We start from the raw sequence: 13,271 nt of genomic DNA, 5'->3' as shown, positions 1-13,271 counted from the left end.
GGCGGCAAGTATACAGGCCCGACGACACCGGAACAGTCGGCTTTGGTCGCCCCCTACGGAAACTATCCATTTGCCGGGCGCCCCTCTATGATGCACTCATGACTTTTTGACCTGCGATGACCCATGGCTGACTCTGCTTTCTTCTGCTCCCTGTCCCACGAAGGCGTTCTCGCCGTCCGCGGCGCCGACGCTGCCAAATTCCTTCAGGGCCAACTGACCTGCAACCTCAACTACCTGAGCGACACCCAGGCGAGCCTTGGCGCGCGCTGCACGCAAAAAGGGCGCATGCAATCGAGCTTTCGCATCCTGCTGCAAGGTGACGGCGTGTTGCTGGCCATGGCCACCGAGTTGCTGGAGCCACAACTGGCAGACTTGAAGAAGTACGCCGTGTTCTCCAAATCCAAACTCACCGACGAGAGCGCCGCCTGGGTGCGTTTCGGCCTGGTGAATGCGGACGAGGCCCTGACCCGCCTTGGCCTGCAACTATCGGCCGACACCGACAGCGTCGCCCGCACCGATGCCTTGATCGCCGTTCGCGTTTCCCCTGGCCGCGCCGAACTCTGGGCGCCTGCCGAGCAAGGCGACACTCTACGCAGCCAACTGGCCGAGCATCTGCAACAAGCCGGCCTGAATGAATGGCTGCTGGGTCAGATCCGCGCCGGCATTGGCCAGGTCATGCCGCAGACGCGTGAACTGTTCATCCCACAGATGCTCAACCTGCAGGCCGTGGGCGGCGTGAGCTTCAAGAAAGGCTGCTACACCGGCCAGGAAATCGTCGCGCGCATGCAGTACCTGGGCAAACTCAAACGCCGCCTGTATCGCTTGAGCCTCGATGCGCCTGAAATGCCCGAACCAGGCACTCCGCTGTTTTCACCCAGCCACAACAGCGCGATCGGTGAAGTGGTCATGGCCGCAAAAGCTGACCAGACCGTTGAACTTCTGGCCGTGCTGCAAGCCGAAGCTGCCGATAGTGGCGATGTGCGCTTAGGCACACTCGAAGGCCCCGGTTTGCAACTGCTCGACCTGCCTTACACGCTCGACCGCGATCGAGAGATCCAGCGTTAATCGCCGTACCTTTTTGCAACACCCTAGAGAGCATGAATGAACAAGCTGGCGGAAAAAGTCCAACAGGCTTTGGTAACGGCCATCGATAATGATGACCTGGTTCTGCCGACATTGCCGGAAGTGGCCCTGAACATTCGTCAGGCCGCCGAAGACCCGGAAATCAGCATCAGCCACTTGAGCAAAGTGATCGGTCGCGACACCGCGCTGTCGGCGCGCCTGATCAAAGTGGTCAACAGCCCGTTGTTGCGTGCGACCCAGGAAGTCACCGACCTGCACACTGCCATCACCCGGCTGGGCACCAATTACAGCAGCAACCTGGCGATCGGCCTGGTGATGGAGCAGATCTTCCACGCACGCTCCGACGTGGTCGAACAAAAGATGCGTGAAGTATGGCGCCGCAGCCTGGAAGTCGCGGGCGTGAGTTACGCCCTGTGCCGCAGCCACAGCCAGCTCAAGCCGGACCAGGCAGCCCTCGGCGGGCTGGTGCACCAGATCGGCGTGCTGCCGATCCTGACGTATGCCGAAGACCATTACGAACTGCTGTCGGACCCGGTCAGCCTCAACCATGTCATCGAGAGCATTCACCCGTTACTGGGCGACAAACTGCTGGGTGGCTGGGACTTCCCTGAAATGCTGGCGAAACTGCCCGGCCGCTATCTGGACCTGGAGCGCGACTCGCCCAGCCTCGACTACATCGACCTGGTGCAGGTCGCTGTGCTGTATTGCCATCGCGGTACCGATCACCCATTGGCGAACATTCCGGTCTCCACACTGCCAGCGATCAAGAAACTGCGGGTCGACCCCTACAGCGACGCCTTGCGCGCCGAGTTGGATGAAGCCCGTTCGATGTTCTACTGATCAACCGGCGATAAAGCTCACCCGCACTTTCAGCCCGGCCTGCTCGCCATCGTGCAGGCTGATCTGTGCCAGGTGCGCCCGGCAGATTTCGCCGACAATCGCCAACCCCAGCCCCGACCCCATGCCCTGCTGACTGCGCCGGTAAAAGCGCTCGAACACCCGGTCCCGCTCGTCCAGTGGGATGCCTGGGCCATCATCTTCCACTTCCAGTACCGCCGGCGCCGTCACTCGCAGGATCACATTGCCGCCCGGTGGCGTGTGCGCCAGGGCGTTGTCCACCAGGTTGCTCAATAGCTCGTTCAACAAGGTGGGCTCGCCGCGCAGCCACACCGGCTCGTCGGCTTCCAATGCCAGCGCCACGCCGCGTGCGTGAGCCAGCGGCGCCATGGCCATACCCAACTCACGGGCCAATTGGCTGAGGTCGAGTAGCTGCGCGCCGCCCTCGGCAATTGCGCGGGCGCCATTCTCGATGCGGGCCAATGACAACAATTGATTGGCCAGGTGAGTCAGGCGGTCAGTGCCCTGAGCCGCGGTTTCCAGGGTGCTGCGCCACGTGGCGGGGTCTTCGGCGCGCAAACCCAGTTCCAGCCGCGCCTTGAGTGCCGCCAGCGGCGTGCGCAGTTCATGGGCCGCATCGGCAATAAATTGCGCCTGGCGTTCGAACTGGCCGCGCAAGCGTTCGGTGAAATGGTTGAGGGAACGCACCAACGGGCCAAACTCGTGCTGCACTTCCACCAAGGGCAATGGCCGCAGGTCGTCAGGCTGGCGTTCTTCCACCGCCGTGCGCAGGCGCTCCAGTGGGCGCAACGCTGCACTCACGGCAAACCACACCAGCAGCAACGCGCCGACGGCGAGCATGCCCAGGCGCAGCAACGTATCGGCCATCAGGCTGCGGGCCATGCTCACGCGCGCCTCGTCGGTTTCGGCGACGCGAATTTCCGCCATGCCGTTCATGTTCGGTTCCGAGACAGCCTTGAGCAGGCTCACCACACGCACCTGCTGGCCCTGGTACACGGCGTCGTAGAAGCGCGCCAGCGCCGGATAGTCATCGGTGCGCGGCGTACCGGGCGGCGGGCCGGGAAGGTTTTCGTAGCCGGAAATCAGCTTCTGGTCGATGTCATTGACCTGGTAATAAATGCGTCCGGCACTGTCGTAGGCAAAGGTGTCCAGCGCCACATAGGGCACATTGGCGCTCAGGGTGCCGTCCACCTGGGTCAAGCCGGCAGCGATGGTACGCGCCGAAGCCAGCAGCGTGCGGTCATAGGCGGTGTCCGCAGCTTCGCGACCATTCCAGTAGGCGCTCATGCCGCTGGCAAACATCAGCAGCACCAGCAACAGCGCCAGGTTCCACAACAGGCGCCAGCGCAGGCTGCTGGGCTTATGCATCGCGGGCTTCCAGCAGATAGCCGAGGCCGCGGAAGGTCACGATGGCGATGGGCTGGCCGTCGAGTTTCTTGCGCAGGCGGTGCACGTAGATTTCGATAGCATCGGGGCTGGCTTCTTCGTCCAGGCCGAACACCTGGGAGGCCAGTTGCTCCTTGCTCATCACCCGGCCAGGGCGGGCGATCAGCGCTTCAAGCACTGCTTGCTCACGGGAAGTGAGCGTCATCAACTCGCCGCCCACGGTAAAACGCCGGGTATCGAGGTCGTAGACCAACACGCCGCAGGTCTGCTGGCGCTCGCCGCCCAACACGCTGCGGCGCAGCAACGCTTTGACCCGCGCCTCCAATTCCGTCAACTCGAACGGTTTGGCGAGGTAGTCGTCCGCCCCCAGGTTCAGGCCGTGTACGCGATCTTTCACATCACTGCGCGCCGTCAGCATCAGTACCGGCAGATTTTTCCCACGGGCCCGCAGGCGCGCCAGCACCTCGAAACCATCCATGCGCGGCAGCCCCACATCGAGAATCGCCGCCGCGTACTCCTCGCTGCTCAAGGCCAGGTCCGCCGCCACGCCATCGTGCAGCACGTCAACGGTCAAACCCGTGCTCTTGAGCGCCTGGGCGACACTTTCGGCGAGTTGCAGATGGTCTTCAACCAGCAAGACACGCATGGATTTCTACCTCAGTCAGGGGTGGTTGGTACCACGCTTTGCCGGGCAGTTTACAGGCGCCGCCTGCCCTGTGAAGCCTGAAAACATTGAAAGGCAACTGAAAGGTTAGTGAAAGCTTCGCCCTTTAGCATCCAGTCACGGTGGTCTATGCCCACCGAGCTGCCTGAACCGCAGCACCCGAAAAACGCCTCGAAGCGTTTTCGCCAAAATAAGAACAATAACGGAGTACACAACGATGCTGTCGACACAGCCCCAGGCCTCCTCGCCTGTTCGTTTTTCTCGCCTGACCCAGACCGCCCTCGCCAGTGCTGCTACCCTTGCCGGCTTTTCGCCGCTAAGCCAGGCTGCCTTCTTCGAAGACAGTAGCGCGACCCTGGAAACCCGCAACATGTACTTCAACCGCGACTTCCGCGACGGCACCAGCGCCCAGCAATCCAAGCGCGACGAATGGGCCCAGGGCTTCATGCTCAACCTGCAATCGGGCTACACCGACGGCACCGTCGGCTTCGGCGTGGATGCGCTGGGCATGCTCGGGGTCAAGCTCGATTCCAGCCCCGACCGCACCGGCACCGGCCTGCTGCCCACCCATGACGATGGCCGCGCCGCTGACGAGTACTCCAAGCTGGGCCTGACCGGCAAGGTGAAGATCTCGGCCACCGAGCTGAAAATCGGCGCGCTGATCCCCGAACTGCCGATCCTCAAGCCCAACGATGGCCGCATCCTGCCGCAGACCTTCAACGGCGGCTTGATCACCTCCAAGGAATTCAAGAACCTGGTGTTCACCGGTGGTCGCCTGGACAAGGCCAAGGACCGCGACGACAGCAACTACGAAGACATCGCCCTCAACAACAAGAACAGCCGCTTCCTCAGCGGCGCCACCGGCAAGCACTTCAACTTCGGCGGCGTTGATTACAAGTTTGCCGACAAAATCACCGGCAGCTACCACTTCGCCCAACTCGACGACGTCTACAGCCAACACTTCCTCGGCCTGGTCGCCGCACGCCCGATGGGCCCCGGGACCTTCGCCACCGACCTGCGCCTGGCCATCAGCGATGACGCCGGCGCAGCCCGCGGCGGCAAGATCGACAACACCTCCCTCAACGGCCTCTTCAGCTATGCCCTCAACGGCCATAAGCTCAGTGCCGGTTACCAGCACATGTCCGGCGACAGCGCGTTCCCGTATGTGGAGGGCAGCGACCCGTACCTGGTCAACTTCGTGCAGATCAACGACTTCGCCGGCGCCGAAGAGCGCTCCTGGCAGGCGCGCTACGACTACGACTTCGCCAAGCTGGGGATTCCCGGCCTGAGCTTCATGAGCCGTTACCTCTCGGGTGACTACATCAAGCTCAAGAACGGCGAGACCGGCAAGGAGTGGGAGCGCAACAGCGAGATCAAGTACGTGGTGCAAAGCGGCACCTTCAAGGATGTGGCCGTGCGCCTGCGTAACGCCACCTACCGCTCCAACTATTCAGCCCGTGATGCGGACGAAATGCGCCTGCTGGTGAGCTACAGCGTCGCGCTCTGGTAAGTAGTGCCTGGTAAGCCACTCATAACAACAATGACGGAGAAACCCATGACCCCTTCACTGCGTAAATTGGCCCTCGCCGCCGGCTGCATGCTGTTCGCCGGCCAACTGTTGGCCGCCGACGAACCCAAGCGCCCGGAATGCATCGCCCCGGCCTCGCCTGGCGGTGGTTTTGACCTGACCTGCAAACTGGCGCAAAGCGCGCTGGTCAACGAAAAGCTGCTGAGCAAGCCAATGCGCGTGACCTACATGCCTGGCGGCGTAGGCGCGGTGGCCTACAACGCGGTAGTGGCCCAGCGCCCCGCCGACGCCGGCACCCTGGTCGCCTGGTCCAGCGGTTCGCTGTTGAATTTGGCCCAGGGCAAGTTCGGTCGCTTCGATGAAAGCGCCGTGCGCTGGTTGGCAGCGGTCGGCACCAGCTACGGGGCTATCGCGGTGAAAGCCGATTCGCCCTACAAAAGCCTCGACGATCTCGTCAAAGCCCTGAAGAAAGATCCGGGCAGCGTCGTGATCGGCTCCGGCGGCACCGTCGGCAGCCAGGACTGGATGCAAACCGCCCTGATCGCCAAGGCCGCCGGGATCAACCCACGCGAACTGCGTTACGTGGCGCTCGAAGGCGGCGGTGAAATTGCCACTGCCCTGCTTGGTGGCCATATCCAGGTGGGCAGTACCGACATCTCCGACTCCATGCCGCACATCCTGAGCGGCGACATGCGCCTGCTGGCGGTGTTCTCCGAGCAGCGCCTGGACGAGCCGGAAATGAAGAATATTCCGACCGCCAAGGAGCAAGGCTACGACATCGTCTGGCCGGTGGTGCGCGGTTTCTACCTCGGGCCAAAAGTCAGCGATGCCGACTACGCCTGGTGGAAAGACGCCTTCGACAAACTGCTGGCTTCCGACGAGTTCGCCAAGCTGCGTGACCAGCGCGAGTTGTTCCCGTTCGCCATGACGGGCCCGGAGCTGGACACCTACGTGAAGAAACAGGTGGCTGACTACAAAGTGCTGGCCAAAGAGTTCGGCCTGATCCAGTAATCGCCCCTCTTTTGTGCGGCCACGCCCTTTAGCCAAGCGGCGTGGTCCAGGAGTTTCACATGCTCTTACAACGCATTTTCGCCGCCGTGCTGCTGCTGGCCTGCGCCGGCCTGGCGCTGATGGCCTGGCCCTATCAAGCGTCGTTTTCCTACGAGCCGGTGGGGCCTCGGGCCTACCCGCTGCTGATGCTCGGGCTGATGAGCCTGGCATTGATCTACATGTTGTTTCGCCCACAGCCGACCAAACACACTGAAGAAGAACCCGCGCTGGACCGCGAAACCCTGATCAAGATCGGCGTGTGTGTCGCGCTGTTGATCGTGTTCGCCGGTACCTTCGAACCCCTGGGGTTCATCCTCAGCAGCATGCTGATCGGCATCCCGATGGCGCGCCTGTATGGCGGCCGCTGGTTGCCCAGCGTGGTGATCGTCAGCCTGATGGCGATTGGTCTTTATCTGCTGTTCGATAAAGCCATGGATGTGCCGCTGCCCCTCGGCCTGCTCGACGTTCTGGAGAACTGATATGGATACTTTCGGCTACTTGGGCCAGGGCTTCGGCGTTGCACTGTCCCCCTACAACCTGGTGACCGCACTGTGCGGCACCCTGATCGGCACGGTGGTCGGCCTGTTGCCGGGCCTGGGCCCGATCAACGGCGTGGCGCTGTTGATCCCCATCGCCTTCGCCCTGGGCCTGCCGCCGGAATCGGCGCTGATCCTGCTGGCGGCCGTGTACCTGGGCTGTGAATACGGCGGGCGCATCAGCTCGATCCTGCTGAACATTCCGGGCGAAGCCTCCACCGTCATGACCACCCTCGACGGCTACCCGATGGCCCGCAAAGGCCTGGCTGGCGTGGCACTGTCGTTGTCGGCATGGAGCTCGTTCATCGGCGCGTTTATCGCCACCTGCGGCATGGTGCTGTTTGCGCCGTTGCTGGCCAAATGGGCGATTGCCTTCGGTCCGGCGGAATATTTCGTACTGATGGTGTTCGCGATTGTCTGCCTCGGCGGCATGGCCGGTGACAAACCGCTGAAGACGTTTGTAGCGGCGTTGATCGGTTTGTTCCTCTCCGCGGTGGGCATCGACGCCAACAGCGGTGTGTACCGTTTTACCGGCGATAACATCCACCTCACCGACGGCATCCAGTTTGTGGTGTTGGTGCTGGGCCTGTTCTCCATCAGCGAGATCCTGTTGCTGCTGGAAAAAACCCATCGTGGCCAGGAAGCCGTGAAGGCCACCGGACGGATGATGTTCAACCTCAAGGAAGCTGGCGCGGTCTTCGTCGTCAACATCCGCTGCGGTTTGCTCGGTTTCATCATGGGCGTATTGCCAGGTGCCGGTGCGACGCTGGCTTCTGCCGTTGCCTACATGACCGAAAAACGCCTGGCCGGTGCCAGCGGTAAATTCGGCCAGGGCGACATGCGCGGCCTCGCGGCGCCGGAAACGGCCATCGGCGCGTCCGCCTGCGGCGCCCTGGTGCCCATGCTGACCCTCGGCGTACCGGGTTCGGGCACCACGGCGGTGATGATCGGCGCGCTGTCGCTGTACAACATCACCCCGGGCCCGCTGCTGTTCCAACAGCAACCGGACATCGTCTGGGGCCTGATCGCCTCGTTGTTCATCGCCAACATCATGCTGGTGATCCTCAACATCCCGATGATCCGCATCTTCACGCGCATCCTGGCCGTGCCGAACTGGGCGCTGGTGCCGGTGATCGCGATCATCACTGCGATCGGGGTGTACGCGGTGCACGCCACCACTTTCGACCTGTTCCTGATGGTCGGTATCGGCATCTTCGGCTACATCCTGCGCAAGCTAGACTTCCCACTGTCGCCGGTGCTGCTGGGCTTTATCCTCGGTGGCTTGATGGAACAGAACCTGCGCCGTGCACTGTCGATCTCCAACGGTGCGCTGGAGATCCTGTGGTCGAGCCCGATCACTTTTGGCGTGTGGGTACTGACCGCGATCATGCTGTTTGTGCCGCTGCTGCGCATCTACCGCAAACGTGCCCTGCAGCGTCGTGCCGTGGCCGATGTCTGAGGTCACCTTTAAACATTGGTGGGGAACACCGCTGGTCGGCCTGGCCGGCGGTTACCTGGCCAGCCTGGTCGGCTGGCCTTTGCCGTACATGGTCGGCTCGTTGCTGGCGATCATCCTGGTGCGTTGCCTTACGCCGTGGCAGTTGGCGGAGATTCCCGGCGGGCGCAAATGCGGCCAATGGGTGGTGGGCATCGGCATCGGCCTGCACTTCACCCCGGTGGTGATCGAACAGGTGCTGAGCCACTTCGGCCTGATCTTCTTCGGTGCGCTGGTCACCAGCCTGTCGAGCGTTGTCGGCGTGTGGCTGATGCGACGCAGCGGTGAAGACCGCGCCACCGCGTTTTTCTCGAGCATGCCGGGTGGTTCCGGTGAGATGGTCAACCTCGGCGCGCGCAATGGCGCGGTGTTGAGCCGTGTCGCGGCGGGGCAGAGCCTGCGCGTACTGGTGGTGGTGCTGTGTGTGCCGGCGATCTTCAAATACTTGCTCGAAGGCGGCACACCGCAGTTTCATCCGGCGCCGGTGAGTTGGCCGTGGCTGCTGGCGCTGTTTCCGCTGGGCGCCGTGGTCGCCTGGGGTTGGCAACGCTTGCGCCAGCCGAACCCGTGGTTATTCGGGCCGTTGCTGGTGAGTGCGACTGCCAGCGTGGTCTGGGACCTGCATATCGGCCTGCCCGATGGCGGCAGCCAGATTGGCCAGTGGTTGATCGGCAGTGGCTTGGGTTGCCACTTCAACCGACAGTTCTTTCGTCGGGCGCCGTCGTTCATGGGGCGTACCTTGATCGGCACGGCGTTGACCATGGCGCTGGCGACGTTGGCGGCCGTGGGGCTGAGTGCGTTGACACATCTGGACCTGCGCTCGTTGACCCTGGGCATGATGCCCGGTGGTATTGCAGAGATGAGCCTGACCGCCGAGACCCTGCAACTGTCGGTGCCGTTGGTGACGGCCATGCAGGTGATGCGCTTGTTGTTTGTGCTGTTTCTGGCGGAGCCATTGTTCAGGCATTGGAATCGCCCGTCTTAACTCTTCTGCGATGGCACGTTCCGAACCCGTCATTACCGTTTGTCGGCACTGTCAAATTTCACAGCTATCGCCACGCTGCCGCCTGGCTTTGAATGAAATCCGGACCTCCTCGCGTATGCGATGAACCACGTTTCTATCTCAATCAGGGATCACGAGCATGACAACCGTTGCCGGTACGCCAATCACAACCAACTGCGACATTCCCAAACCGCAGGATGAAGATGTCTACGAATTCGACCTCAGCCAACCCGAGCAAGTACCCCGTGTCGCGTTCGCAGATTTATCGTTAAATATACCCGGCCTCAGGGAGCCCTACATTGGTTACCATGGCGGGATCAATAAAGCAGCGAAAAATCTCAACCCTGAAAAAGGTCTCTTGTGTATTCTGAATCCATACTTGGATATGGCAGAAATGATTTCGTCGAACTATTCTTCGGAAATGCTATTGAATCGGCTGCCTTTACGACAATTTCTGATACCCAAGCTTCAGCGGGGTTATCGACTTCCTTGTATGTATCAACCGCATGGCTCGAATACGGTCCCGTCTCCCCCTGTTTTTTCAGGGTCACGCGCGCTGGCGGAGGCACAGCGGAGACGGATAAATTCAGCTTCTTTGTTGACGATATTGAACCTGCCGGGCCAAACCCAGACACTGGAACTTATCACGACTATATGACTGCACCGCAATTGGAGCAACACATCATCGACAATGGCGTGCAGCCAGAAGATGCTCAGATGGGCGTCAAGATACAAATCCCCAAGTACCCAAACAGACCAGGTTTGAATCCGCTTTATAATTGGGCCGCACGAGATACAATTTGGCTGACACTCAACGGCCATGCCATTAAGCACGTAGTAACAGAAGGCGAAGCGACAGGTACGGGCCCAATCACCATCACCGCCTACAGCAGCACATGGAACACGGTCGGCTACGGCGATGTAATCATTCAATATTATGTGATAGACGAAGCTGGGAATAAAACAGTTGCCCCCTCTCTGCTGACAATTGTCGAGTCTTTTGTCGGCAATCCAAATCCTCTTTTAGCTGCACCTTTCATCGCTGAAGTTGACGATGAGGGGAAGGTAGATGTTCACCTACTGGACGGTGAAGATGCGACCATCGTTATTAATGTCCCTGGCAACGGCTATCTAAAATCTGATGAAATAAAAGTACTCGCAGTGGGATATACCGCTGCAGGAACCCCTGTTGAAGAGGAATATACCGGCACCGTCAGTTCAGTCTTTATTAATTTGCATATTAATTTGTCTTTCAAGTATTTAGAAAAGCTGGTCGGCGGCAGCCTGCGTATTCGCTTCGAACGTATACGCGCAGGCGTCACACCTAATCGTCGTTCGAAGGTCAATGTATATGAAGTCATTGGCGACTCGATCCCGGTCGAGCTTCCTCCTGCGAGAATTCTTCAGGCACCGGACGGCAATATACCGGTAGACTCTGCATCGATTACCATCTGGATCGATCACTATACCGGACAAGCCCCGTTCGACGCAGTGACAGTGATTTTAATCGGAACCCACGCCAATGGAGCCGGTTACTATCGAGAAGTAGGGCCGCGACCCGCCGGAACAGGCAACATTATCTTTAACCTCGCAAACGGTCCCGACGGCGACATGCCCGTCTTGAAGGGGGCACACTGGACGTTCGTTACACAGTCACGAATGAGGCCGGAACTCGTCCGTCTCAAGTTGCCAACTTTGATGTAGGCGAACTTGTCCCTTCATTGCCTGTCGTTGAAATTGACGAGGCCCCGCCACCAGATTATGTATTTAATCCATCCGTGAGCCTTTTTGGTGCAACCGTTCTTGTCAAGCGCAACTCGGCTTTCACTCTAGGCAGTATCGTTACATTGCATTTTGAAGGTTCTGCAGCGGGTGGCAGTACCATTAAATCTTTCCCCATTACCAACATCTGGGTGGGGAGAGACCTATACTTCGATATCGAACGTACTTTCGTGGTAGCAAACCTCGACAAATCAGCCAGGATTTATTACACACTGACCAAGCCAAATGAACGTACGCGTATTTCACACGCAGTGGATATGCGAGTTGGGGCGCCACTGAATCTTCCTGTGCCGGAAATATTGGAGTCGACCATTGTAGTGCCAGGCCAAAGTGCGACGATGAATCCTGCTCATGTGCTAAATCCACCCGTATTTACGTATCGCGTGCGTTATTCCATGCTCAACAGCGACCTGATTCAACCCCATTTTACAGGCAAGCCAGGTTTGGGAACGCCGACTATTACGCCGAAGAATGGAAACGCGGCGGCTGGTTTTGTTGACTTTGAGATACGCAATTCAGCGGCCGCCGCCAACTTGGAAACACACGTCACCGTACAATACATGGTAACTCGGGGAGGTGCGACGAGACCGTCAGACCCATTGGACCTGGAAATACAAGCACTCCCTAACTCTGTCACGAATGTGGTTTCGATACCGCAGGCCACAGGTGGCGAATTTGACACGCATAAAGATAACAGTGTACAGATATTGGATTATCCATTCATGCTCAAGGGACAAGCCGTGTGGGTCAACTTGGACGGCGAACATGATATTGAACTGCGCAGTGGTGCTCCTGTGAGCACACCAGAGGCAAATGCCAAGAAAATCAATGAGCCTGTACCATTGTCATATCAATTAACCCTCAGCCATGGCACATTCCTGGATGCCAAAACATACGTATCACTCGACGGCACCAATCTCAAAAGCTCGGCAACAGCGCTTAATTTCCCGCGTTATACAGTCAAGAGAGAAACAGGAGTGGTGAAAACCATTCCGGTTGGTACACAACCTTATCATATTGAATTCAGCCTTGATGGTTCCTTGGCTTATGTTACCAATTACGGTAGCAATACGGTATCCGTCATCAATACTTCAACCTACCTCGTGGTTGCCACTATCACAGGTTTTTCCCAGCCCTATCGGCTTAAAATGCACCCTGATGGCACGCGCCTATTCGTAGGCAACTTGGCTGCGAAGACCTTGTCGGTGGTCAATACAGCAACCAACACGATCGTTTCAACAATATCTGGCTTTAATCGTATATACGGAATTACTTTTAATGCCGACGGAACATTACTTTATGTTTCGTGCAACTACGATGCATTCGTATACATTCATAATGCTACGACCTATGCACGCATAAATAGCTTGAAAGTCATCTACCCCACCGGTTTGGAATTCAACCCAGAAGGAACCAGGCTTTATGCTGCAGCTCAAAGCACTGTAACCATCATCAACCCATCAGGAAACGGGAGTATCATCGGAAACATTTCAGGGACGAACTATCCGACCGATCTTAAGTTCAGCCCGCACAACTTTGTCAAACCGAAGGCTTATATCACCAACCGCGGCCTCAACAATGTTACAAAAACAGTGCTGGTGCTGGACTCAACCACCAACACCATTACTAAAGTTTTGACTGGGTTTGTAGAACCTAAAGGAATTGCCATGAACCCAGTCACCGAAAGAGTTTACATCTCTGATCGAGCCGGTGGAAAAGTCTCATTCATTGACAGTACCAACGATACAATCATTCAAAATATTGATAACTTAAGCGAGCCCGAAGGAATGGCTGTTACACCTGACGGTGCTAAACTTTGGGTAACGGAAGTACTTGCTAATCGTATTGCCATAGTCGCGCTCTAAACAGCAATAACTTGGAACGTT

Annotated in this window: 11 protein-coding genes; 9 read left to right on the top strand and 2 right to left on the bottom strand. The window is 58.7% G+C overall.

Annotated elements, in window-relative coordinates:
- Positions 1 to 123 precede the first annotated feature (123 nt).
- Positions 124 to 1,065: a folate-binding protein YgfZ gene (locus BM70_RS0107305; protein ID WP_025855396.1), complete on the top strand. Its 942-nt coding sequence runs from the start codon at positions 124 to 126 to the stop codon at positions 1,063 to 1,065.
- A gap of 36 nt (positions 1,066 to 1,101) precedes the next feature.
- Positions 1,102 to 1,923 (top strand): HDOD domain-containing protein, encoded by an 822-nt coding sequence (locus BM70_RS0107300; protein WP_025855395.1) that lies wholly within the window; start codon positions 1,102 to 1,104, stop codon positions 1,921 to 1,923.
- Here the strand turns inward: BM70_RS0107300 and BM70_RS0107295 are convergent, their stop codons facing one another.
- Positions 1,924 to 3,309 (bottom strand): sensor histidine kinase, encoded by a 1,386-nt coding sequence (locus BM70_RS0107295; protein WP_025855394.1) that lies wholly within the window; start codon positions 3,307 to 3,309, stop codon positions 1,924 to 1,926.
- Complete coding sequence (locus tag BM70_RS0107290) at positions 3,302 to 3,973, bottom strand: response regulator (RefSeq protein ID WP_017736361.1); 672 nt, start codon at positions 3,971 to 3,973, stop codon at positions 3,302 to 3,304. Before BM70_RS0107290 ends, BM70_RS0107295 begins: the two co-directional genes overlap by 8 nt.
- A gap of 235 nt (positions 3,974 to 4,208) precedes the next feature.
- On the opposite strand from BM70_RS0107290, the gene BM70_RS0107285 reads away from it, so the two are divergent.
- The 7 genes from BM70_RS0107285 to BM70_RS32200 all read left to right on the top strand — a co-directional run bounded on the left by BM70_RS0107285 (position 4,209) and on the right by BM70_RS32200 (position 13,250).
- Positions 4,209 to 5,501 carry an OprD family porin gene (locus BM70_RS0107285; protein WP_025855393.1) on the top strand — a complete coding sequence of 431 codons (1,293 nt, stop codon included), beginning with the start codon at positions 4,209 to 4,211 and terminating at the stop codon, positions 5,499 to 5,501.
- Positions 5,502 to 5,546: 45 nt separating this feature from the next.
- Entirely contained in the window at positions 5,547 to 6,530 is a 984-nt protein-coding gene (locus BM70_RS0107280; protein ID WP_025855392.1) for a tripartite tricarboxylate transporter substrate binding protein, read from the top strand.
- A gap of 59 nt (positions 6,531 to 6,589) precedes the next feature.
- Entirely contained in the window at positions 6,590 to 7,048 is a 459-nt protein-coding gene (locus BM70_RS0107275) for a tripartite tricarboxylate transporter TctB family protein (protein ID WP_025855391.1), read from the top strand.
- 1 nt (position 7,049) lies between these two features.
- On the top strand, positions 7,050 to 8,564 hold the full coding sequence (locus BM70_RS0107270; protein ID WP_025855390.1) for a tripartite tricarboxylate transporter permease: 1,515 nt from the start codon (positions 7,050 to 7,052) through the stop codon (positions 8,562 to 8,564).
- Complete coding sequence (locus BM70_RS0107265; RefSeq protein WP_025855389.1) at positions 8,557 to 9,585, top strand: AbrB family transcriptional regulator; 1,029 nt, start codon at positions 8,557 to 8,559, stop codon at positions 9,583 to 9,585. Before BM70_RS0107270 ends, BM70_RS0107265 begins: the two co-directional genes overlap by 8 nt.
- 378 nt (positions 9,586 to 9,963) lie before the next feature.
- Positions 9,964 to 11,307: a hypothetical protein gene (locus tag BM70_RS0107260; protein ID WP_155952136.1), complete on the top strand. Its 1,344-nt coding sequence runs from the start codon at positions 9,964 to 9,966 to the stop codon at positions 11,305 to 11,307.
- Between the two features lie 17 nt (positions 11,308 to 11,324).
- A complete protein-coding gene (locus tag BM70_RS32200; RefSeq protein ID WP_155952135.1) occupies positions 11,325 to 13,250 on the top strand; it encodes a YncE family protein in 1,926 nt (641 codons plus the stop codon).
- Positions 13,251 to 13,271: the final 21 nt, after the last annotated feature.

The organism is Pseudomonas sp. CHM02, assembly GCF_000612585.1.
Classification (GTDB): domain Bacteria; phylum Pseudomonadota; class Gammaproteobacteria; order Pseudomonadales; family Pseudomonadaceae; genus Aquipseudomonas.
The sequence above is the reverse complement of the archived record's forward strand: the minus strand, read 5'-3'. Positions and strand labels throughout refer to the sequence as shown.

What these genes read in the sequence shown, in the direction of transcription:
- BM70_RS0107305 (WP_025855396.1), top strand. Translation starts at nt 124, where the DNA reads ATGGCTGACTCTGCTTTCTTCTGCTCCCTGTCCCACGAAGGCGTTCTC.
- BM70_RS0107295 (WP_025855394.1), bottom strand. Translation starts at nt 3,309, where the DNA reads ATGCATAAGCCCAGCAGCCTGCGCTGGCGCCTGTTGTGGAACCTGGCG.
- BM70_RS0107300 (WP_025855395.1), top strand. Translation starts at nt 1,102, where the DNA reads ATGAACAAGCTGGCGGAAAAAGTCCAACAGGCTTTGGTAACGGCCATC.
- BM70_RS0107285 (WP_025855393.1), top strand. Translation starts at nt 4,209, where the DNA reads ATGCTGTCGACACAGCCCCAGGCCTCCTCGCCTGTTCGTTTTTCTCGC.
- BM70_RS0107270 (WP_025855390.1), top strand. Translation starts at nt 7,050, where the DNA reads ATGGATACTTTCGGCTACTTGGGCCAGGGCTTCGGCGTTGCACTGTCC.
- BM70_RS0107265 (WP_025855389.1), top strand. Translation starts at nt 8,557, where the DNA reads ATGTCTGAGGTCACCTTTAAACATTGGTGGGGAACACCGCTGGTCGGC.
- BM70_RS0107275 (WP_025855391.1), top strand. Translation starts at nt 6,590, where the DNA reads ATGCTCTTACAACGCATTTTCGCCGCCGTGCTGCTGCTGGCCTGCGCC.
- BM70_RS0107280 (WP_025855392.1), top strand. Translation starts at nt 5,547, where the DNA reads ATGACCCCTTCACTGCGTAAATTGGCCCTCGCCGCCGGCTGCATGCTG.
- BM70_RS0107290 (WP_017736361.1), bottom strand. Translation starts at nt 3,973, where the DNA reads ATGCGTGTCTTGCTGGTTGAAGACCATCTGCAACTCGCCGAAAGTGTC.